This is a genomic window from Pseudomonas sp. PDM05 (assembly GCF_014851685.1).
In the GTDB taxonomy this organism is placed as follows: domain Bacteria; phylum Pseudomonadota; class Gammaproteobacteria; order Pseudomonadales; family Pseudomonadaceae; genus Aquipseudomonas.
This window is the reverse complement of the sequence record NZ_JACVAC010000005.1, coordinates 248,367-271,152: the sequence shown is the minus strand read 5'-3', so window position 1 is coordinate 271,152 and position 22,786 is coordinate 248,367. Positions and strand designations below refer to the sequence as shown.

The window sequence follows — 22,786 nt, the reverse complement described above, 5'->3', positions numbered from 1 at the left end:
AGCATTTAGGCGATCAAGCGATCGCTTCGCTGCGCTTGCCGAGCAGAAGATCAACCCCAAACGCCACTATCAGGGTCAATGCCGACGGCACCAGCCACGCCAGGCCCTGCTCGCTCAGCGGCAGGTGCGCCAATTGCGACGGCATCCAGTCGGCCAGACCAGCGCCTTTGAGCGCATCGATGCAGCCAAAGATGAACGACACCAGCATCACCGGCCCCACGATACGGCCCTGCTCCTGCCAGAAATCTTTGCAGAAGCTCAACGCCACCAGCACGATGCACGGCGGGTAGATTGCCGTCAGTACCGGGATCGAGAACGCGATCAGCTTGGTCAGGCCCAGGTTGGACACGAACAGCGAGAACAGCGCCAGAATCACCACCAGCGTCTTGTAGGACAGCGGCAGGATACGGCTGAAGTACTCGGCGCAGGCACAGGTCAGGCCTACAGCTGTCACCAGGCAAGCCAGGGAGATCAGCACCGCCAGGAAGCCGCTGCCCAGGGAACCAAAGGTGTGTTGCACGTAAGCGTGGAGCACCGCTGCGCCGTTACTGGCACCGGCGGCAACGGCATGGCTGCCCGAGCCCAGGCGGAACAGGCTGAAGTACACCAGGGCCAGGCCCACGCCGGCAATCAAGCCCGCAATGATGGCGTAACGGGTGATGAGCTTCGGCGACTCGACGCCACGGGAGCGGATGGCATTGACAATCACGATGCCAAACACCAGGGCGCCCAGGGTATCCATGGTCAGGTAGCCCTGGATAAAGCCTTGGGAAAACGGTGCAGCGACATATTCGGGGGTAGCGACGCCCACGTCACCGGCCGGCAAGGCAAACGCGGCAATGCCGAGCACGGCCAGCGCGATGATCTTCAGCGGTGCCAGGAAACGCCCAACGGTGTCCAGCAAACGCCCCGGATACAGGGAAACGAAGAACACCACCAGGAAGTACACCGAGCTGTAGAGCAACAGTGCCAGCGGGCTTTCACCAGTCAGCGGCGCCAGGCCCACCTCAAAGGACACGGTCGCGGTACGCGGGGTGGCGAACAGCGGCCCTACCGCCAGATACGCCGCCGCCGCGAGCAGGCCACCGGCGATCTTGCCGATCGGGCTGCTCAACGCGTCCATACCGCCGCCGACCTTGGCCAGGGCGATCACGGTAACCACCGGCAAACCCACTGCGGTGATCAGGAAGCCCAGCGCTGCCATCCAGACATGAGGCCCGGACTGCAAACCTACGATAGGCGGGAAGATGATGTTGCCGGCGCCCACGAACAGGGCAAAGGTCATAAAGCCCAGCGCCAGGACATCCTGGCTTTTCAACACTTTCATTTCGGGAAATACCACACTACTGAATCGGAATTTAGAGAGGGATTCCCTGTGGATGAGGGAACTACTGTCGACCCTGATGGGGGTCGACCGGTCTAGCGCGGGGCTTCCTTTTGGGAGGCACACGCATAAAGAGGCGGCTAGGGTACAGAATTTGGCTGACAAGCGCACTGTTGCGGGGCGCACTGTCCGATAAGCGACATCCAAATGTCGCGTTTTCATACTTAACCTGGCAGACCAACCCAATGTGTGTGTGGGCTTGCTCGCGAATGCGGTGTATCAGTCAACTTATCTGAATCTGACACTCCGCATTTGCGAGCAAGCCCGCTCCCACATTTTTGATCTTCACCAGATCCAGAATGCACAAAGGCCACCCGAAGGTGGCCTTTGTGTTGGTGAAGCGTCAGTTAAGCGCGAGGCTTACTTGACAGCCCAACCGGTCAGCTCGGCCAGGGCCTTGCCGATGTCTGCCAGCGAACGCACGGTTTTAACGCCTGCGTCTTGCAGCGCAGCGAATTTCTCGTCTGCAGTGCCTTTGCCGCCAGAGATGATTGCGCCAGCATGGCCCATGCGCTTGCCAGCAGGGGCAGTCACACCAGCGATGTAGGAAACAACCGGCTTGGTCACGTGTGCCTTGATGTAGGCAGCCGCTTCTTCTTCAGCCGAACCGCCGATCTCACCGATCATCACGATCGCTTCGGTCTTCGGGTCTTCCTGGAACAGTTTCAGGATGTCGATGAAGTTCGAGCCTGGGATCGGGTCACCGCCGATGCCGACGCAAGTCGACTGACCGAAACCGGCGTCAGTGGTCTGCTTGACCGCTTCGTAGGTCAGGGTGCCGGAACGGGAAACGATACCGACTTTACCTGGCAAGTGAATGTGACCTGGCATGATGCCGATCTTGCATTCGCCTGGAGTGATCACGCCTGGGCAGTTAGGGCCGATCAGGGTAACACCCAGCTCGTCGCACTTAACTTTAGCGTCCAGCATGTCCAGGGTAGGAATGCCTTCGGTGATGCACACGATCAGCTTGATGCCGCCGAATGCTGCTTCCAGGATCGAGTCCTTGCAGAAAGGAGCTGGAACGTAGATCACGCTGGCAGTGGCGCCAGTGGCAGCTACAGCATCTTTCACGGTGTTGAACACTGGCAGACCCAGGTGTTCGGTGCCGCCTTTACCAGGAGTTACACCACCAACCATCTTGGTGCCGTATTCGATGGCTTGCTGGGTGTGGAAACTACCTTGGGAACCGGTAATACCCTGGCAGATAACTTTGGTGTCTTTATTGATCAGGACGCTCATTATTTGCCCTCCGCAGCTTTGACAACTTGTTGAGCAGCGTCGGTCAGGCTGGTAGCCGCGATGATGTTCAAACCGCTTTCTGCCAGTACTTTAGCGCCCAGTTCAGCGTTGTTGCCTTCAAGGCGAACAACAACCGGGATTTTAACGCCGACTTCTTTCACTGCACCGATGATGCCTTCGGCAATCATGTCGCAACGAACGATGCCGCCGAAGATGTTGACCAGTACTGCAGCGACGTTGGAGTCGGACAGGATGATCTTGAAAGCTTCGGTTACGCGTTCTTTGGTAGCACCACCGCCCACGTCGAGGAAGTTGGCTGGTTTGCCGCCATGCAGGTTGACGATGTCCATGGTACCCATGGCCAGGCCAGCACCGTTGACCATGCAACCGATGTTACCTTCCAGGGCTACGTAGTTCAGTTCGAACTTGGCAGCGTGCGCTTCGCGCGGATCGTCTTGCGACGGATCGTGGAAAGTCTTCAGCTTAGGCTGACGGTACATGGCGTTGGCGTCGATGTTGATCTTGGCATCGAGGCAATGCAGATCGCCGTCGGCCTTGATCACCAGCGGGTTCACTTCCAGAAGGGCCAGATCGTGATCCTGGAACAGTTTGGCCAGACCCACGAAGATCTTGGCGAACTGGGCAACTTGCTTGCCTTCCAGGCCCAACTGGAAAGCCAGCTCGCGACCCTGGAATGGCTGAGCGCCAACCAGTGGATCGATAGTGGCTTTCAGAATTTTTTCTGGGGTTTCGTGAGCGATCTTCTCGATGTCCACGCCACCTTCGGTGGAAGCCATGAACACGATGCGACGGCTCGAACGGTCAACGACAGCGCCCAGGTACAGCTCTTTAGCGATATCAGTGCACGATTCAACCAAGATCTTGGTGACTGGCTGGCCATTGGCATCAGTCTGGTAAGTCACCAGACGCTTGCCCAGCCACTGCTGTGCGAAGGCCTTGGCGTCTTCTTTGCTGCGAACCAGCTTAACGCCGCCCGCTTTACCGCGACCACCAGCGTGGACCTGGGCTTTGACAACCCACTCGGTACCACCGATTTTGTCGCAAGCTTCTGCTGCTGCTTCCGGGGTGTCTACTGCGTAGCCCTTGGATACTGGCAGGCCGTATTCAGCGAACAGCTGCTTACCCTGATACTCGTGAAGATTCATGCTTTTTACCGTCTTCGTTAGGTACTGCGCATTCGGCGCTGCGCTCATTATGAGTGCCGCGCCACCTGTGACTGCTGCTTGCGCAACTTGCGGGGCTCAAGGCCCGTAAAGCTGCGCAAGGCTGCGTCCAGCGGATATTCCGCGGTGAGTCTTGCGCACAAGGCTCACGACGGGCAACTCCGCCGTGGTTTCTTATTATCTCGCTTAGCGCTTCTTGCGGTTGGCGATGTGGATGGCGCCGCCATTCACTGCCAACGCTGCTTCGTGCAATGCTTCGGACAGGGTCGGATGGGAGAAGACCATCATGCCCAGGTCCTCGGCACTGGTGCCGAATTCCATACCGATTGCGCCTTGCTGAACCAGTTCTGCAGCGCTTGGGCCAATCACGTGGACGCCCAATACGCGGTCAGTCTTGGCATCAGCGATGACTTTGACAAAACCACCGGTGTCGTTCGCTGCCATGGCACGGCCAGAAGCGGCAAACGGGAAGGTGCCGACGTTAACTTCAACGCCTTCAGCTTTCAACTGCTGTTCGTTCTTGCCGACCCATGCGATTTCCGGGTGGGTGTAGATAACCGAAGGGATCAGGTCGTAGTTCATCTGGGTCTTGTGGCCCTTGATGCGCTCGACAACCATGATGCCTTCTTCGGAAGCCTTGTGCGCCAGCATCATGCCGCGAACCACGTCACCGATGGCGTAGACGCCCGGCACGGTGGTGGCGCAGTGATCGTCAACGTGCACGTAGCCACGCTCGTCGAGGGTCACGCCGCTGTCGGCTGCCAGCAGGTCGGTGGTCACTGGACGGCGACCCACGGCTACGATCAGCTTGTCGAAAGTGATGGTTTTTTCGCCATCCTTGTCGGTGTAGTTGACAACAACTTCTTCACCGTTGACTTTCGAACCGGTCACGCGAGCGCCCAGCTTGATGTCCAGACCTTGTTTGGTCAGGGTTTTCAGCGCTTCTTTGGACACGGCGGTGTCGGCAGCCAGCAGGAACGTGTCCAGGGCTTCCAGCACAGTCACTTCGGCACCCAGGCGGGACCATACCGAACCCAGTTCCAGGCCGATCACGCCAGCGCCGATCACGCCCAGACGCTTGGGAACAGCCTGGAATTCCAGGGCGCCTGTCGAATCAACGATCACGTTGTTGTCGACTGGAGCCGGTGGAATGTCGATTGGGCGCGAACCTGGAGCCAGGATCACGTTTTCGGCTTCGATGATCTCGGTCGAGCCGTCTGGCTTGGTGATTTCAACTTTCTTGCCGGCCAGCAGCTTGCCGTGGCCTTGCAGGGAAGTGACGCCGTTGGCCTTGAACAAGGTCGCAACGCCGGAAGTCAGGCCTTTAACGATGTTGGCTTTACGGCCGACCATTGCTGGTACGTCCATGGTCACGCCAGCATGGTTGATGCCGTGAATCGCGAAGCCGTCTTGGGCTTCGTGGAATTTCCAGGAGCTGTCCAGCAGCGCCTTGGAAGGAATGCAACCGACGTTCAGGCAAGTACCGCCCAGTGCCAGTTTGCCTTCCTTGTCGGTGTATTTTTCGATGCAAGCAGTCGAGAGGCCCAGTTGTGCGGCCTTGATGGCGGCAACATAGCCGCCAGGACCTGCACCAATCACTACGACGTCAAATTTCTGTGTCATGAAAATAGATCCTCTATTAGCTTCAAGCTTCAAGCTCGGAGCTTCAAGCTGCAAGCCAAACTGCGTTTACTTGCAGCTTGTAGCTCGCAACTTGAAGCTGCTTCAATCAAATATCCAGAAGAAGACGAGCCGGGTCTTCCAGCAGGTTCTTGATGGTCACCAGGAAAGTCACGGCTTCTTTACCATCGATCAGGCGGTGATCGTAAGACAGTGCCAGGTACATCATCGGGCGGATCACGACTTGGCCGTTGATGGCCATCGGACGCTGGATGATGTTGTGCATGCCCAGGATCGCAGCTTGTGGCGGGTTGACGATCGGGGTCGACATCATCGAACCGAAGGTACCACCGTTGGTGATGGTGAACGTACCGCCGGTCATCTCGTCGATGGTCAGCTTGCCGTCACGGGCTTTCTTGCCGAAGGTGGCGATGCCGCCTTCGATTTCAGCCAGGCTCATCAGTTCGGCGTTACGCAGGACCGGCACCACCAGGCCACGGTCGCTGGATACGGCTACGCCGACGTCTGCGTAGCCATGGTAAACGATGTCGTTGCCGTCGATGGAAGCGTTGACAGCCGGGAAGCGTTTCAGCGCTTCGGTGGCCGCTTTCACGAAGAACGACATGAAGCCCAGGCGCACGCCGTTGTGGGACTTCTCGAACAGATCCTTGTACTTCGAACGCAGGGCCATGACTTCGGTCATGTCGACTTCGTTGAAAGTGGTCAGCATCGCCATGTTCGACTGGGCTTCAACCAGGCGCTTGGCCACGGTGGCACGTACACGGGTCATCGGTACGCGCTTCTCGGTGCGGTCGCCGGCAGCGAACACAGGGGCAGCGGCAGCCGGAGCAGCAGCCTTGGCAGGCGCGGCAGCTGGAGCGTTTTTCTTGGCTTCAACAGCAGCAACCACGTCTTCCTTGGTCACACGGCCGTCTTTACCGGTGCCTTTGATGGAAGCCAGGTTGATGCCGTTTTCTTCAGCCAGTTGACGCGCAGCTGGAGCAGCGATCGGGTCTTCAGCGCCAGCAGCCGGGGCGGCAGCAGGTGCCGAAGCAGCTGGCGCAGCGGCAGCAGGAGCAGCGGCAGCAGCGCTGCCCTCTTCGATCGAACCCAGTACCTGGTTCGACAGAACGGTAGCGCCTTCTTCAGCCACGATTGCGCCCAATACGCCGTCAGCCTCGGCCAACACTTCCAGAACAACTTTGTCGGTCTCGATGTCGACGATCAGGTCGTCACGCTTTACAGCGTCGCCTGGTTTCTTGTGCCAGGTGGCAACGGTGCCATCGGCAACCGATTCCGGGAATGACGGGGCTTTGATTTCGATAGCCATTATCTGTGTGTCCTTAAAATTCGGTTTCAGTCAGCGCGAAGGCGTTAAACAGTGAAAGCATCTTGCAGCAGTTTTTCCTGCTGCTCGGCGTGCATCGACGCATAACCACACGCAGGTGCAGCAGAAGCATCACGACCGGCGTATTCAAGGCCCAGGGCCTTGTTATGGTTGCCGATGCTGCGACGCAGGTGATGCTGGCTGCTGTACCACGCGCCCTGGTTCATCGGTTCTTCCTGGCACCACACCACATTGGTGAGGTTGGTGTAAGGCGCGATGGCCTCCATCAGGTCGTCTTCCGGGAACGGGTAAAGCTGCTCGATACGCACGATGGCGATGTCTTCGCGGCCTTCGGCACGACGTTTTTCCAGCAGGTCGTAGTAGACCTTGCCGCTGCACAGGACCAGGCGAGTCACCTTGGCCGCGTCCAATGCATCGATTTCTGGAATCACGGTCTGGAACGAGCCTTCGGCCAGATCTTCCAGGGTCGAGATGGCCAATTTGTGACGCAACAGCGATTTCGGAGTCAGCACTACCAGCGGCTTGCGCAGCGGGCGGATCACCTGGCGACGCAGCAAGTGGTAGATCTGGGCCGGCGTAGTCGGTACGCACACCTGGATGTTGTGCTCGGCGCACAGCTGCAGGTAACGCTCCAGACGGGCCGAGGAGTGCTCCGGACCCTGACCTTCATAACCGTGTGGCAGCAGCATGGTCAGACCGCACAGGCGGCCCCACTTGTGCTCGCCGCTGGTGATGAACTGGTCGATAACCACCTGGGCACCGTTGGCGAAGTCGCCGAACTGGGCTTCCCAGATCACCAGCGCGTTAGGCGTGGTGGTGGAGTAGCCGTATTCGAACGCCAGCACGGCCTCTTCGGACAGGAACGAATCGTACAGGTCGAAACGTGGCTGGCCTTCGTACAGGTGCTTGAGCGGCACGTAGGTGCCCGCGTCTTTCTGGTTGTGCAATACCGCGTGACGGTGCGAGAACGTACCACGGCCGATGTCCTGGCCGGTCATGCGGATCGGGTGACCTTCGAACGCCAGGGTCGCGTATGCCATGGTTTCGGCATAACCCCAGTTGATCGGCAGGCCGCCGGCTTGCATCTTCTGACGGTCTTCGTAGATCTTCGCAACCTGGCGCTGTACGACGAAGCCTTCCGGGATTTCCAGCAGCTTGGCAGACAGTTCCTGCAGGGTTTTCAGATCGAACGAGGTGTCGTGACGCGCGGTCCAGGTGTGACCCAGGTACGGACGCCAGTCGACGAACAGCTCTTTGTTCGGCTCTTTGACCAGGCTCTTCACTACGTGCAGACCGTTGTCCAGCGCGTTGCGGTATTCATCGATCTTCGCCTGAACACGTGCATCGTCGACCACACCGGCCTTGATCAGGCTTTCGGCGTACAGCTCACGGGTGGTGCGCTGCTTGGTGATCTGCTGGTACATCAACGGCTGGGTGCCGCTTGGTTCGTCGGCTTCGTTGTGACCGCGACGGCGGTAGCAAACCAGGTCGATCACCACGTCACGCTTGAACTGCATGCGGTAGTCGACAGCCAGTTGGGTCACGAACAGCACGGCTTCCGGATCATCGCCATTCACATGGAGGATCGGTGCCTGGATCATCTTGGCAACGTCGGTGGCGTACTCGGTAGAGCGTGCGTCCAGCGGGTTGCTGATGGTGAAGCCGACTTGGTTGTTGATGACGATGTGAACCGTACCGCCGGTCTTGAAGCCGCGAGTCTGCGACATCTGGAACGTTTCCAGGACCACGCCTTGACCGGCGAATGCCGCGTCACCGTGGATGGAAATCGGCAGGACTTTTTCACCGGTCGCGTCGTTGCGACGATCCTGGCGCGCACGGACCGAACCCTCGACCACTGGAGAAACGATTTCCAGGTGGGATGGGTTGAAGGCCATGGCCAGGTGAACTTCACCGCCGGTGGTCATCACGTTGGACGAGAAGCCCTGGTGGTATTTAACGTCACCGGAACCCAGCTCGACCTTCTTCTTGCCTTCGAACTCGTCGAACAGTTCACGCGGGTTCTTGCCGAAGGTGTTGACCAACACGTTCAGACGACCACGGTGAGCCATGCCGATCACGATTTCCTTGGTGCCGTAGGAACCGGAACGCTGGATCAGCTCGTCGAGCATCGGGATCAGGCTTTCGCCGCCTTCCAGACCAAAACGCTTGGTACCTGGGTATTTGGTGCCCAGGTATTTTTCCAGGCCTTCGGCAGCGGTCACGCGCTCAAGCAGGTGGCTGCGTACGTCAGCGGACAATACCGGACGACCACGCACGCCTTCCAGACGATGCTGGAACCAGTGGCGTTGCTCGGAATCGGTGATGTGCGTGAACTCAGCGCCAATGGTGCGGCAATATGTCTGCTGCAACGCTTCGTGAATTTCGCGTAGGCTCGCTTCCTCTTTGCCGATGAACAGGTCTCCGGCACGGAAGGTCGTATCAAGATCGGCATTGGTCAAGCCGTAATGATTGATCGACAGGTCAGCAGGTGCAGGACGCTGCCAGAGCCCCAGCGGGTCAAGCTGGGCCGCCTGGTGGCCACGCATCCGGTAAGCCTGGATCAGTCGCAGTACTTCAACTTGCTTCTTCTCATGCTCACTGCTCACGCTGCCGGCGGAAACCGGTTGGGCGCGGCGCTGGTTCTTTGCCAGCAGCACAAATTGATCGCGAATTGTTGCATGCGATACATCGGTGGCAGCGTTGCCGTCTGAAGACAACGTCTGAAATTTGGTGCGCCATTCTTCTGGCACAGCGTTAGGGTCGTGCAGGTAGAGCTCATAAAGCTCTTCCACATAGGCAGCGTTACCACCTGAAAGATAGCCGCTGTTCCACATGCGCTGCATCACGCTTTCTTGCATGCTTGGTCACCCTCGATTTGGGGACACCACCGGCGAAAACACCGAGTTTGCTTGCAAAAGGCCAAGTGCAGCGACCAAAACAAGCCACTTAGGATCACGCTGATAGTTCGGGTACCAACCCGAATGCCCCTGCTTGTCTCATTTCTTCAAAATAAGAGCTGCGGCTTTGTAAGTCGCTGCTCAAGTTAAAACTACGGCGCCGGTTGAAGCCTGCGCCGCAGCATTTACGGGCACAACGGTCCTGCTTTGCTACAACGTCAGTTACACGCCGCTTTGCAGCAGCATGTTACGGATGTGACCAATGGCCTTAGTCGGGTTCAGGCCTTTGGGACATACGTTGACGCAGTTCATGATCCCGCGGCAGCGGAATACGCTGAACGGGTCATCCAGTGAAGCCAGACGCTCGGAGGTCTTGGTGTCACGGCTGTCTGCCAGGAAGCGGTACGCTTGCAGCAGGGCAGCTGGACCCAGGAATTTATCCGGGTTCCACCAGAAGGATGGGCAAGAAGTCGAGCAGCAAGCGCACAGGATGCACTCGTACAGACCGTCAAGTTTCTCACGCTCTTCCGGGGACTGCAGACGTTCGATGGCCGGAGCCGGCGTGTCGTTTTGCAGGAACGGCTTAACTTTCTCGTATTGCTTGTAGAAGATGCTCATATCGACAACCAAGTCACGGATAACCGGCAAACCTGGCAGCGGACGAACGATCAGCTTGTTACCTTTAACCACGGCGGACAGCGGCGTGATGCACGCCAGGCCGTTTTTGCCGTTGATGTTCATGCCGTCGGAACCGCACACACCTTCACGGCAAGAGCGACGATAAGAGAAACCTTCGTCCTGCTCTTTGATCAGTGCCAACACATCCAGCACCATCAGGTCTTTACCACCGGTATCGACCTGGAATTCCTGCATGAACGGCGCAGCGTCCTGATCAGGGTTGTAGCGATAAACACTGACTTTCAACATGGCAGCCACCCTTAGTAAGTCCGAATCTTCGGTTCAAACGTCGGAACCGTCTTCGGCGAGAAGTTCACGGCACGCTTGGTTACGCGCTTGTCACCCGGGAAGTACAGGGTGTGGCACAACCAGTTTTCGTCGTCGCGATCTTCAAAGTCTTCACGGGCGTGGGCACCACGGGATTCTTTACGAACCTCGGCAGCGATTGCGGTCGCTTCGGCCACTTCCAGCAGGTTTTGCAGCTCAAGGGCTTCGATACGAGCGGTGTTGAACGCCTGGCTCTTATCGTTGATCTTGACGTTGGCGATGCGCTTGCGCAGGTCGGCCAGCTGGGCGATGCCCTTCTGCATGTACTCGCCGGTACGGAACACACCGAAGTAGTTCTGCATGCAGCTTTGCAGCTCGCGACGCAGGGTTGCTACGTCTTCGCCATCAGTACGCTCGTTCAGAGCGTTCAGACGCGCCAGGGCAGCTTCGATGTTGGCGTCGGTGGCGTCATCGTATTCGATGCCGTCGGTCAGCGCTTTTTCCAGGTGCAGGCCAGCAGCACGGCCGAATACCACCAGGTCGAGCAGCGAGTTGCCGCCCAGACGGTTGGCACCGTGAACCGATACGCAAGCCACTTCGCCTACCGCGAACAGGCCGTGGATGATCTCGTCTTCGCCTTCGGCGTTCTGGGTGATCGCCTGGCCATGAATGTTGGTCGGCACGCCGCCCATCATGTAGTGGCAAGTCGGAACAACCGGAACCGGAGCAACCACCGGGTCAACGTGAGCAAAGGTCTTGGACAGCTCGCAGATACCTGGCAGGCGGCTATGCAGGACTTCTTCGCCCAGGTGATCGAGCTTCAGCAGTACGTGGTCGCCATTCGGGCCACAGCCGTTGCCGGCGATGATCTCTTTAACCATCGAACGGGCCACAACGTCACGACCAGCAAGGTCTTTCGCGTTCGGAGCATAACGCTCCATGAAACGCTCGCCGTGCTTGTTGATCAGGTATCCACCTTCACCACGGCAACCTTCGGTAACCAGTACACCTGCGCCGGCGATGCCGGTCGGGTGGAACTGCCACATTTCGATGTCTTGCACCGGCACGCCGGCACGCAGTGCCATGCCAACGCCGTCGCCGGTGTTGATCAGGGCATTGGTGGTCGAAGCGTAGATACGGCCTGCACCGCCAGTCGCCAGCACGGTAGCCTTGGCGCGGATGTAGGTGGTTTCACCGGTTTCGATGCAGATCGCGATCACGCCGACGAACTCGCCTTGCGAGTTCTTCACCAGATCAACCGCGTAGTACTCGTTCAGGAACGTGGTACCGGCTTTCAGGTTGCCCTGATAAAGGGTGTGCAGCAGCGCGTGACCGGTACGGTCGGAAGCGGCGCAGGTACGGGCAGCCTGCCCGCCTTTGCCGTAATCCTTCGACTGGCCGCCGAATGGACGCTGGTAGATACGACCCTGTTCGGTACGGGAGAACGGCAGACCCATGTGGTCCAGTTCGAACACCGCAGCCGGGCCTTCCTGACACATGTATTCGATAGCGTCCTGGTCACCGATATAGTCGGAACCCTTGACGGTATCGTACATGTGCCAGCGCCAGTCATCGTTCGGATCGGCGGAGGCGATGGCGCAGGTGATGCCACCCTGGGCCGATACGGTGTGGGAACGGGTCGGGAACACCTTGGTGATCACGGCAGTCTTGTGACCGCCCTGTGCCAGCTGCAGCGCAGCGCGCATGCCGGCACCGCCACCACCAATAATGATGGCGTCGAATGAAATAGTTGGAATGTTAGCCATGGATCAGATACCCCAAAGAATCTGCACACCCCAGACGAAGTAAGCGAACATCGCGACGCCGCAGACTGCCTGGAAGAGGAAACGTACTGCGGTCGCGGACTTGCCCAGCGCCATTGGCGTCAGGTAGTCGGTCGCGATGGTCCACATGCCGACCCAGGCGTGAGCGCCCAGGGCTACAAGGGCCAGCAGACTGAAGATTCGCATCGCATTATGGGAAAACAGGCCGTGCCATTGCTCATAGCTGATGCCTGGATTTGCGACGAGGTATCCGATCAGGAAGATGAAATAAGCCGCGAGAACGACCGCAGACACACGCTGCGCCATCCAGTCATAGAGGCCCGAACGCGAAAGGTTCGTAACGCTGGTTACCATATCCAAACTCCTGCCAGAACGATCAGCACCACGGAAATGGCGATGATGATTTTCGAGCCCAGGCGGCCGCCTTCCAGCGTCTCACCGATACCCGCATCCATGATCAAGTGGCGCACACCGGCTACCAGGTGATACAGCAGAGCGGACAGGAGGCCCCATGCTACGAACTTGGCCAGCGGGCTGGTCAAGCATGCCTTCACCTCGGCGTAACCTTCCTCGGAACCCAGGGATTTGCTCAATGCGTAAAGCATGATGCCCAAGCCCAGGAACAGGATGATGCCGGAAACACGGTGCAGGAACGACGTAACGCCGGTGATGGGGAGTTTGATGGTCCTTAGGTCTAGGTTTACAGGTCGTTGGCTATTCTTCACGGCTTTTTTTTCACACTGAAGAGCCCCTAACAATCAGGGCAAAGTTGTAGGGGAGTGCACTGGTCAGGTAGCACCACCCAGGGAGTGCGACCCCCAATGAAAGCAAGCCCAAAAGCCCTTGGCGGTCGGTGGCCGAGTATAGACAGTTAGGTTACTAATGACAACGCGCCTGCCTCACCCTAATAGCTGATTGCGCTGGCGGTATAAAAGGCGTAAATGGCAGGCAATTTCGAGGAAAAAGTACGGTTAAAGCCTTCTGGTGCAAGACTTTAGGCAAATTGACATCTGGATTTATATCAATATAGTGGTGCGGGCCCTGCGTGGGGGGTCTGTCTGATGATTTGAAGCATAAATAGGAGGCCACATGGCTGACAAAAAAGCGCAGTTGATCATCGAGGGCGCAGCCCCCGTCGAGCTGCCCATTTTAACCGGCACCGTTGGTCCCGATGTTATCGACGTACGGGGCCTGACGGCCACGGGCCGTTTTACATTCGACCCAGGCTTCATGTCGACCGCCTCTTGCGAGTCGAAGATCACCTACATCGATGGTGATAATGGCATTTTGCTGCATCGTGGCTACCCGATCGAGCAACTGGCCGAGAAATCGGACTACCTGGAAACCTGCTACCTGCTGCTAAATGGCGAACTGCCAACAGCCGAGCAGAAAGCCCAGTTCGTCAGCACCGTGAAGAACCACACCATGGTTCACGAGCAGTTGAAGACCTTCTTCAACGGCTTCCGTCGCGACGCCCACCCAATGGCCGTCATGTGCGGTGTGGTCGGCGCCCTGTCGGCCTTCTATCACGACTCCCTCGACATCAATAACCCGCAGCATCGCGAAATTTCCGCGATCCGCCTGGTTGCCAAGATGCCGACCCTGGCCGCAATGGTTTACAAGTACTCCATGGGTCAACCCATGATGTACCCGCGCAACGACCTGACGTACGCGGAAAACTTCCTGCACATGATGTTCAACACCCCGTGCGAGATCAAACCGATCAGCCCGACGCTCGCCAAGGCCATGGACCGGATCTTCATCCTCCACGCCGACCACGAGCAGAACGCATCGACCTCCACCGTGCGCCTGGCAGGCTCCTCGGGTGCCAACCCGTTCGCCTGTATCGCCGCCGGCATCGCCGCACTGTGGGGCCCTGCCCACGGCGGTGCGAACGAAGCCGTATTGACCATGCTCGATGAAATCGGTGATGTCTCGAACATCGACAAGTTCATCGCCAAGGCCAAGGACAAGAACGATCCGTTCAAGTTGATGGGCTTCGGTCACCGGGTCTACAAGAACCGCGACCCACGTGCCACCGTCATGAAGCAGACCTGCGACGAAGTGCTGAAGGAACTGGGCATCAACAACGATCCGCAACTCGAACTGGCCATGCGCCTGGAAGAGATCGCCCTGACCGACCCGTACTTCATCGAACGCTCGCTGTACCCGAACGTCGACTTCTACTCGGGGATCATCCTCAAGGCGATCGGCATTCCAACCAGCATGTTCACCGTGATCTTCGCCCTGGCGCGGACCGTGGGCTGGATCTCCCACTGGAAAGAAATGCTCTCCAGCCCGTACAAGATTGGCCGCCCGCGCCAGCTGTACACCGGCTACGAGTCGCGTGACATCACCAAGCTGGAAGATCGGCACTAAATCCCAGCCAAATAAAACGGCCTCTTGATGAGGCCGTTTTTTTTGGCTGGGATTTAGTGAGCGGCAAGCCGCAAGCCGCAAGCCGCAAGCAAAAAAATACCCCTGCCTCACAACAGGGGTACTTCTCTACACAACACTACTTCTAACTTGCAGCTTGTAGCTTAAAGCTTGCAACTGCCTCAATGATTAACCGCCCCACTCGCCCCCAGGCCAGTCTGCGAACGCACAAACTGCGGGAAGTACAGTGCACGTTCCTTCTCTGCCGCCGCCGACTTGTCGGTGATGGAGAAGAACCAGATGCCGATGAACGCAATGACCATCGAAAACAGCGCCGGGTACTCATAAGGGAAGATGGCTTTTTCATGGTGCAGGATCGAGACCCAGATGGTCGGACCGAGGATCATCAGGCCAACGGCACTGACCAGGCCCAACCAGCCGCCAATCATCGCGCCACGGGTGGTGAGGTTTTTCCAGTACATGGAAAGCAGCAACACCGGGAAGTTACAGCTGGCGGCAATGGAGAACGCCAGGCCAACCATGAACGCGATGTTCTGGCTTTCGAACAGGATACCCAGACCGATCGCCAATACACCCAAGGCCACGGTGGTGATCTTCGACACGCGAATCTCGTCTTTCTCGTTGGCCTTGCCTTTCTTGATCACGCTGGCGTACAGGTCATGGGACACCGCCGACGCACCGGCCAGGGTCAGGCCGGCAACCACCGCGAGGATGGTCGCGAACGCCACCGCCGAGATGAAGCCCAGGAAGATACTGCCACCCACCGCGTTGGCCAGGTGCACCGCCGCCATGTTGTTGCCACCGAGCAAGGCGCCTGCTGCATCCTTGAACGCCGGGTTGGTGCTGACCAGCAGGATCGCGCCGAAGCCGATGATGAAGGTCAGGATATAGAAGTAGCCAATGAAACCAGTGGCGTACAGCACGCTCTTACGCGCTTCCTTGGCGTCGCTTACGGTAAAGAAGCGCATCAGGATGTGCGGCAGGCCGGCGGTACCGAACATCAGTGCCAAGCCAAGGGAGAATGCCGAGATCGGGTCTTTCACCAGGCCGCCAGGGCTCATGATCGCTTCACCTTTCGGGTGAACCTTGATCGCCTCGGAGAACAGCACGTTGAAATCGAAGTTGACGTGCTTCATCACCATCAGTGCCATGAACGAGGCACCGGACAGCAGCAGCACTGCCTTGATGATCTGCACCCAGGTGGTCGCCAGCATGCCGCCGAACAGCACGTACATGCACATCAGGATGCCCACCAGAATCACCGCAACGTGGTAGTCCAGGCCGAACAGCAGTTGGATCAGCTTGCCCGCGCCCACCATCTGCGCGATCAGGTAGAACGCCACCACCACCAGCGAACCACAGGCCGACAGGCTGCGGATCTGGGTTTGCCCGAGGCGGTAGGACGCCACGTCGGCAAAGGTGTACTTGCCCAGGTTACGCAGGCGCTCGGCGATCAGGAACAGAATGATCGGCCAGCCCACCAGGAAGCCGATGGAGTAGATCAGGCCATCGTAGCCGGAGGTGAACACCAGCGCGGAAATCCCCAGGAAGGACGCCGCCGACATGTAGTCACCGGCAATCGCCAGGCCATTCTGGAAACCGGTGATCTTGCCGCCGGCCGCATAGTAGTCGGCCGCCGATTTGTTGCGCTTGGACGCCCAGTAGGTGATGCACAGGGTGGCGCCGACAAACGCGACAAACATCACGATGGCCGACACGTTCAGGGGTTGCTTGTGCACTTCACCGGTCAATGCGTCCGCAGCCCAGAGGGCCGGAGCAAACAGCGAAGCGACGAATACTGCCAGTAGACGCCCGATCATTGCGCAGCCTCCTTGAGAATCGCATTGTTCAGGTCGTCGAATTCGCCATTGGCGCGGCGCACGTAGATGCCGGTCAGGACGAAGGCAGACACAATCAGCCCGACGCCCAGGGGAATACCCCAGGTAATCGAGGAACCGGGGCTGATCTTGGCCCCCAGCACTTGTGGCCCGTAGGCGATCAACAGGATGAAAGCGGAGTAAAGCCCGAGCATGATCGCCGAGAGAATCCAGGCGAATCGTTCCCTTTTTCTCACCAGCTCCTTGAAACGCGGGCTGTTTTGAATCGAGAGGTAAATGCTGTCGTTCATTGTTTTTATCCTCGCAGCACAGCTTTTTTATTATTTTGGAACGTATCCACTGTATGCGGCTGCCGTAGAGGTTCCAGACGACCTTAGTCTTAGATCGAGTGTAGCGAGGGATTGTGTGAACGCAGGAGGATTTGCAAAAGGTCAAATAAGTGTGGGAGCGGGCTTGCCCGCGAAGGCGGCGTGTCAGTACCGAATCGATCGGCTGACACACTGCAATCGCGGGCAAGCCCGCTCCCACATCAGGTTGGCGGCGTGCTTGTTGCTACAGGTGAAGGGTTATTTAGCGGTCCACTCGGCAACACGCTCAGGGTGCTTGGCTACCCAGTCCTTGGCTGCTGCATCGGGCTTGGCGCCCTCTTGGATTGCCAGCATGACTTCGCCGATCTCATCCTTGGAGGCCCACTGGAATTTCTTCAGGAAGGCCGCGACTTCCGGCGCTTTCGCCTCCAGGCCCTTGCTGCCGATGCTGTTGACGGTCTCAGCAGCGCCATAAACGCCTTTTGGATCTTCCAGGAAACGCAGTTTCCACTTGGCAAACATCCAATGTGGCACCCAACCAGTGACCGCAATGGATTCCTGCTTGTCTTCGGCGCGGGTCAGTTCGGCGATCATCGCTGCGCCCGAGCTGGCTTGCAGTTTGTAATCGAGGCCGTACTGCTTAATGGCTTCGTCGGTCTTGAGCATCACGCCTGAACCGGCGTCGATGCCGACGATCTTGTTCTTGAAGGTGGTGTCGGTCTTGAGGTCTTCGATGGACTTGGCTTTCACATACTCCGGCACGATCAGGCCGATTTTTGCATCCTTGAAGTTGGGGCCGTAGTCGACCACCTTGTCCTTGTTCTTGGCCCAGTACTCACCGTGGGTCACTGGCAGCCAGGCGGAGAGCATGGCGTCGAGTTTGCCGGTAGCCACACCCTGCCACATGATCCCGGTGGCGACCGCCTGCAGTTTCACGTCATAACCGAGCTTGGCCTTGATCACCTCTGCCGCCACGTGGGTGGTGGCAACGCTGTCGGACCAACCGTCCACGTAACCGATGCTCAGGGTTTTGCTGTCGGCGCTGGCCAGTGTGGAGCTCATCGCAACTACCAGAGTGGCAGCTGCGCCCAAGAGTCGTCGCATCTTCATCGTACTTCCCCGAAAGTGCTGCGCCCGGCGGATGCCGAGCGACGTCAACCTGTTGTTATGTGGTGCGCCGCGCTCCCATCACGCGCATCGATCCGGCTGCTGCGGCGTCAGTGGAGTGCTGACACCTCGATCATCAACCCGTCGGGACTTGGAACCTGCTCTGTCAGCGACCTTACCCAAGCAAGAAACGACATCACAACGCCAGCAGGAGGCTTTGTAGGAAATGACGTCAAAATTCCGCCCGAACTTTGCATGTCAAAATCATGTGGCCCCACTGGGACCGGCCAAATCCGGGTAAGATGCGCGCCTTTGCTCTCCCAGATAAGCCGACCATGCCTGCGACTGCCCGCTTCCCTGCCCTACCCTATTTCTTCGCCTTGATCCTCGGCCTGCTGGCCCTGGTCGGTTACTGGTATGGCCTCGGCCGTCCCGTGGTGCTGCCGGATGTGGCCAGCGCCAGCCACAAGATGCAATGCGCGTCCTATACGCCGTTCGACAAGGACCAATCACCGTTCGACCAGCCGTTCAAGCTGCGCCCCGAACGCATGGACGCGGACCTCGCCTTGCTGGCCACCCGTTTTGAATGCATCCGCACCTACTCCATGACCGGCCTGGAAGCCCTGCCAGAGATGGCACGCAAGCATGGCCTGAAGGTCATGGCGGGCGCCTGGGTCAGCAGTGATCCCGTCGCGACCGAAAAGGAAATCAACGAACTGATCGCCTCGGCCAACGCCAACCCTGATGTCGTCACCGCGGTGATCGTTGGCAACGAGGCGCTGTTGCGCAAGGAAGTCACCGCCAAGCAGCTGGTGACGTTGATCCACACCGTCAAAAGCCAGATCAAGCAGCCGGTGACCTACGCCGATGTGTGGGAATTCTGGCTGCAACACCCGCAAATCGCCCCGGCAGTGGACTTCCTCACCATTCACCTGTTGCCCTATTGGGAAGATGATCCGTCCGGCATCGACCAGGCGCTCAAGCACGTCGGCGATGTGCGCCAGACCTTTGGCAACAAATTCGCGCCCAAGGATGTGCTGATCGGTGAAACCGGCTGGCCCAGCGAAGGCCGCCAGCGTGAAACCGCGGTGCCGAGCCGGGTCAACGAGGCCAAATTCATGCGCGGTTTTGTAGCCATGGCCGAGGCCAATGGCTGGCACTACAACCTGATCGAAGCGTTTGACCAGCCGTGGAAACGCGCCAGTGAAGGTGCCGTGGGTGGCTATTGGGGCCTGTTCGATGCGGACCGCCAGGACAAGGGCATCCTCGCCGGGCCGGTGACCAACGTGCCGTACTGGCCGCTGTGGCTGGGCGTGGGCGGGCTGATCCTGCTGGGCACATTGGCACTGGGTGGCCGCGTGCGCAGCGCGCCTGCCGCGCTTGCCCTGCCGCTGCTGGGCGCGGTGGCGGCCTGTTCCATCGGGACGTGGGCCGAACTCACCCGCGTCACTGCACGCTTTGGTGATGAATGGGTGTGGGCCGGCTTGCTGGTGCTGCTGAACCTGCTGGTACTGGCCCACGCCGCCCTGGCCTTGAGTGCCCGGGACAGTTGGCGTGAACGGGCGTTCAACTGGCTGGAGCAACGTGCGGGCTGGCTAGTGGCGATTGCCGGTTTTGCGGGGGCCGTGATGATGCTGGCGTTGGTGTTTGACCCGCGTTATCGCAGCTTCCCGAGTGCGGCGCTGGTGTTGCCGGCGTTGGTTTACCTGGTGCGTCCGGTCACTGGTCCGCGCCGGGAGATCGCCTTGCTGGCCTTCATCATTGGCGCCGGCGTTGCGCCGCAGTTGTACCGTGAGGGGCTGATGAACCAGCAGGCTTGGGGCTGGGCACTGGTCAGCGTATTGATGGTAGGGGCATTGTGGCGCTGCTTGCGGGTGCGCAAGGCTTAAGAGCGCTATCGCAGCGATGCGGCGACCCGACAAGCCAGCTCCCACAGTTGACCGAGTACATCCTTTGGAATGCGCTCAAACGTGGGAGCTGGCTTGCCTGCGATGGGACCCTATCAGGCAACCCGAGGCTTCCTGACCAACCGCAACCCCGCAACCACCAGCGCAAACACCGCAAACGTGGTGTTGTACAACGCCAACGCCGGCAACCCGAACACCATCCCCAGCAACGCCAGCCACCAGCCCACGCGGCCCGGCACAAAAAATGCGACGAGCGACGCCACCAACGCCACCCAGCCCAGCACCTTGAAGTGGATCATCAAGCCCAGGTTCGAACGCAACTGGCACTCCCAGCGCCCGGCTTCGTCGGCGCAGATCCCCACCCAGCTGCCATCCTCCATAAAACCGTAGCGCGCGCCATAACTGGCGGCCAGCCATAGCGGCAGGGCAATAAGCAGCAGGATCAGCGGCAAACGACGGGACATGGGGGCACTCCGATAGGCAAAAACGGCGCTCAGCTTAATGCCCCGGCAGCCGTTAGCAAGGCGCATACACACAATTTGTGTCCATCAACGCGTGGCAAAGTGTATCGTCTGGCAACTATTACCCCGATTCCGACGTTATTTACCGACATTTCGTGCCGAGTGATGGCACTTCGGCGACAACGCGGTGGTCATAGCCTGCGAACTTCATTAAGCACGTTTCCTCTTAGGGATTTAGTCATGCTCCGTTCCTTGCGCTGTGCCGCCCTCTTGGGCAGCCTTTTTCTGAGTGCGTCAGCACTGGCGGTCGATATTGACCAAGCCAGCTATGGCTACCCTTTGACCAACCCGTTTGAAGCGACCATCGCCACCACCCCGCCCGACCTTCGGCCAAAACTGCCGAGCGACGACGAGATCAACCAGTCCGACTACACCCTGACGATGCGTCCCGAGCGCGAATTCAGCCTGCCCGACAACTTCTGGCCGGTAAAGAAGCTCACCTACCGCATCGCCAAGCAGGACCGCGCCGCACCGCTGATCTTCCTGATCGCCGGCACGGGTGCGCGGTTTGACAGCAGCATCAACGAATACCTGAAAAAACTGTATTACCAAGCCGGCTACCATGTGGTGCAGCTGTCGTCGCCGACCAGCTTCGACTTCATCAGCGCCGCCTCGCGCTTCGCCACCCCGGGGATCACCCAGGAAGACGCCGAAGACATGTACCGCGTGATGCAAGCCGTGCGTGCGCAAAACGCCTCCTTGCCGGTGACCGACTTCTACCTCACCGGCTACAGCCTCGGCGGCCTGGACGCGGCGTTCGTGGCCAAACTGGACGAGACCCGTCGCAGCTTCAACTTCAAGAAAGTCCTGTTGCTGAACCCGCCGGTCAACCTCTACACCTCGATCACCAACCTCGACAAGCTGGTACAGACCGAGGTGAAGGGCATCAACAACACCACCACCTTTTATGAATTGGTGCTGAGCAAGCTGACCCGCTACTTCCAGCAAAAGGGCTATATCGACCTCAACGACGCCCTGCTCTACGACTTCCAGCAATCCAAGCAGCACCTGACCAACGAACAGATGGCCATGCTGATCGGCACCTCGTTCCGCTTCTCGGCGGCCGATATTGCCTTTACCTCGGACCTGATCAACCGCCGCGGCCTGATCATCCCGCCGAAGTACCCGATCACCGAAGGCACCAGCCTCACGCCGTTCCTCAAGCGTGCGCTGCAATGCGACTTCGACTGCTACCTCACCGAACAAGTGATCCCGATGTGGCGCGCGCGTTCTGACGGCGGCAGCCTGCTGCAACTGGTTGACCAGGTCAGCCTGTACGCCCTCAAGGACTACCTGCACAACAGCAAGAAAATCGCGGTCATGCACAACGCCGACGACGTGATCCTCGGCCCTGGCGACCTGGGTTTCCTGCGTAAAACCTTCGGCGATCGCTTGACCGTCTACCCGCTGGGCGGCCACTGCGGCAACCTCAATTACCGCGTCAACGCCGACGCCATGCTGGAGTTCTTCCGTGGCTAAATATCTTCTGCTGCTCGCCGCCTTGATGTGTGCGGGCGTGGCCAATGCCGACAACAGCAAGGCCCACGAACCGACCAAGGTCGACGCCGATGGCTTCAAGGAGCCACTGTCCAAGCTCAAGTTCAACCCCGGCATGGACCAGCGTGAGTTCGAACGCTCGTCGCTGACCGCACTCAACGTCTACGACCCGCTGGAGGCCTGGAACCGTCGCGTGTACCACTTCAACTACCGCTTCGACCAATGGGTGTTCCTGCCCGTGGTCAACGGCTACACCTACGTGACCCCAAGCTTCTTGCGCACCGGCGTGAGCAACTTCTTCAACAACCTGGGTGACGTGCCCAACCTGTTGAACAGCCTGCTGCAACTCAAGGGCCATCGCTCCCTGGAAACCAGCGGGCGCCTGCTGCTCAACACCACCATCGGCATCGCCGGCCTGTGGGACCCGGCTACCGCCATGGGCCTGCCGCGCCAGAGCGAAGACTTCGGCCAGACCCTGGGTTTCTACGGCGTACCCGGCGGCGCGTACTTGGTTCTGCCGGTCTTCGGCCCGTCGAACCTGCGTGACACCACCGGCCTGATCGTCGACTACAGCGCCGAAAGCCAGATCAATTTCCTCAACGTGTCCGAAGTCAGCTCCAACCACCCGGAAATCTGGGCCCTGCGCGCGGTAGACAAGCGCTACCAGACCAGCTTCCGCTATGGGCAGATGAACTCACCGTTCGAATATGAAAAGGTGCGCTACATCTATACGGAATCACGCAAATTGCAGATCGCCGAGTAACCCGCCACAAAAAAGGCCATTCGAAAGAATGGCCTTTTTTTATG

At 58.8% G+C, this 22,786-nt stretch carries 18 protein-coding genes; 4 read left to right on the top strand and 14 right to left on the bottom strand.

The window, feature by feature from the left end:
* Window positions 1-13: 13 nt before the first annotated feature.
* The 10 genes from brnQ to sdhC all read right to left on the bottom strand — a co-directional run bounded on the left by brnQ (window position 14) and on the right by sdhC (window position 13,162).
* Entirely contained in the window at window positions 14-1,327 is a 1,314-nt protein-coding gene (gene brnQ / locus IB241_RS13270; protein WP_192298826.1) for a branched-chain amino acid transport system II carrier protein, read from the bottom strand.
* Between the two features lie 417 nt (window positions 1,328-1,744).
* Window positions 1,745-2,626, bottom strand: a complete 882-nt coding sequence (gene sucD, locus IB241_RS13265; RefSeq protein WP_071496227.1) for a succinate--CoA ligase subunit alpha — start codon at window positions 2,624-2,626, stop codon at window positions 1,745-1,747.
* Entirely contained in the window at window positions 2,626-3,792 is a 1,167-nt protein-coding gene (sucC, locus tag IB241_RS13260) for an ADP-forming succinate--CoA ligase subunit beta (RefSeq protein ID WP_003233235.1), read from the bottom strand. The genes sucD and sucC overlap by 1 nt, the downstream gene beginning before the upstream one ends.
* A 204-nt stretch (window positions 3,793-3,996) precedes the next feature.
* Window positions 3,997-5,433 carry a dihydrolipoyl dehydrogenase gene (gene lpdA, locus IB241_RS13255; RefSeq protein WP_192298825.1) on the bottom strand — a complete coding sequence of 479 codons (1,437 nt, stop codon included), beginning with the start codon at window positions 5,431-5,433 and terminating at the stop codon, window positions 3,997-3,999.
* A 106-nt stretch (window positions 5,434-5,539) separates the two neighbouring features.
* On the bottom strand, window positions 5,540-6,760 hold the full coding sequence (odhB, locus tag IB241_RS13250; RefSeq protein ID WP_192298824.1) for a 2-oxoglutarate dehydrogenase complex dihydrolipoyllysine-residue succinyltransferase: 1,221 nt from the start codon (window positions 6,758-6,760) through the stop codon (window positions 5,540-5,542).
* A 44-nt stretch (window positions 6,761-6,804) separates the two neighbouring features.
* Window positions 6,805-9,636, bottom strand: a complete 2,832-nt coding sequence (locus IB241_RS13245; RefSeq protein WP_192298823.1) for a 2-oxoglutarate dehydrogenase E1 component — start codon at window positions 9,634-9,636, stop codon at window positions 6,805-6,807.
* Window positions 9,637-9,897: 261 nt separating this feature from the next.
* A complete protein-coding gene (locus IB241_RS13240) occupies window positions 9,898-10,602 on the bottom strand; it encodes a succinate dehydrogenase iron-sulfur subunit (protein WP_003172807.1) in 705 nt (234 codons plus the stop codon).
* An 11-nt stretch (window positions 10,603-10,613) separates the two neighbouring features.
* Window positions 10,614-12,386, bottom strand: a complete 1,773-nt coding sequence (gene sdhA / locus IB241_RS13235) for a succinate dehydrogenase flavoprotein subunit (protein ID WP_192298822.1) — start codon at window positions 12,384-12,386, stop codon at window positions 10,614-10,616.
* Window positions 12,387-12,389: 3 nt separating this feature from the next.
* Complete coding sequence (gene sdhD, locus IB241_RS13230) at window positions 12,390-12,758, bottom strand: succinate dehydrogenase, hydrophobic membrane anchor protein (RefSeq protein WP_016974690.1); 369 nt, start codon at window positions 12,756-12,758, stop codon at window positions 12,390-12,392.
* A complete protein-coding gene (sdhC, locus tag IB241_RS13225) occupies window positions 12,752-13,162 on the bottom strand; it encodes a succinate dehydrogenase, cytochrome b556 subunit (protein WP_177429371.1) in 411 nt (136 codons plus the stop codon). Before sdhC ends, sdhD begins: the two co-directional genes overlap by 7 nt.
* Window positions 13,163-13,493: 331 nt before the next feature.
* On the opposite strand from sdhC, the gene gltA reads away from it, so the two are divergent.
* Window positions 13,494-14,783 carry a citrate synthase gene (gene gltA, locus IB241_RS13220; RefSeq protein WP_192298821.1) on the top strand — a complete coding sequence of 430 codons (1,290 nt, stop codon included), beginning with the start codon at window positions 13,494-13,496 and terminating at the stop codon, window positions 14,781-14,783.
* A gap of 179 nt (window positions 14,784-14,962) precedes the next feature.
* Here gltA and IB241_RS13215 read toward each other — a convergent pair whose 3' ends face one another.
* The 3 genes from IB241_RS13215 to IB241_RS13205 all read right to left on the bottom strand — a co-directional run bounded on the left by IB241_RS13215 (window position 14,963) and on the right by IB241_RS13205 (window position 18,057).
* The gene (locus tag IB241_RS13215) at window positions 14,963-16,621 is read right to left on the bottom strand and encodes a cation acetate symporter (RefSeq protein ID WP_192298820.1); all 1,659 of its coding nucleotides are present in this window, start codon (window positions 16,619-16,621) and stop codon (window positions 14,963-14,965) included.
* Window positions 16,618-16,929: a DUF485 domain-containing protein gene (locus IB241_RS13210; RefSeq protein WP_192298819.1), complete on the bottom strand. Its 312-nt coding sequence runs from the start codon at window positions 16,927-16,929 to the stop codon at window positions 16,618-16,620. Before IB241_RS13210 ends, IB241_RS13215 begins: the two co-directional genes overlap by 4 nt.
* 276 nt (window positions 16,930-17,205) lie before the next feature.
* The gene (locus IB241_RS13205) at window positions 17,206-18,057 is read right to left on the bottom strand and encodes a glycine betaine ABC transporter substrate-binding protein (protein ID WP_192298818.1); all 852 of its coding nucleotides are present in this window, start codon (window positions 18,055-18,057) and stop codon (window positions 17,206-17,208) included.
* A gap of 332 nt (window positions 18,058-18,389) precedes the next feature.
* Between IB241_RS13205 and IB241_RS13200 the strand changes: the two genes are divergently transcribed.
* Window positions 18,390-19,943 (top strand): glycosyl hydrolase family 17 protein, encoded by a 1,554-nt coding sequence (locus IB241_RS13200; RefSeq protein WP_192298817.1) that lies wholly within the window; start codon window positions 18,390-18,392, stop codon window positions 19,941-19,943.
* Between the two features lie 113 nt (window positions 19,944-20,056).
* Here IB241_RS13200 and IB241_RS13195 read toward each other — a convergent pair whose 3' ends face one another.
* Window positions 20,057-20,425, bottom strand: a complete 369-nt coding sequence (locus IB241_RS13195) for a hypothetical protein (protein WP_192298816.1) — start codon at window positions 20,423-20,425, stop codon at window positions 20,057-20,059.
* Window positions 20,426-20,662: 237 nt separating this feature from the next.
* On the opposite strand from IB241_RS13195, the gene IB241_RS13190 reads away from it, so the two are divergent.
* Window positions 20,663-21,961, top strand: coding sequence for a serine/threonine protein kinase (locus tag IB241_RS13190; protein ID WP_192298815.1), 1,299 nt, complete (start codon window positions 20,663-20,665; stop codon window positions 21,959-21,961).
* Window positions 21,954-22,742, top strand: a complete 789-nt coding sequence (locus IB241_RS13185; protein WP_192298814.1) for a VacJ family lipoprotein — start codon at window positions 21,954-21,956, stop codon at window positions 22,740-22,742. The genes IB241_RS13190 and IB241_RS13185 overlap by 8 nt, the downstream gene beginning before the upstream one ends.
* Window positions 22,743-22,786 lie beyond the last annotated feature (44 nt).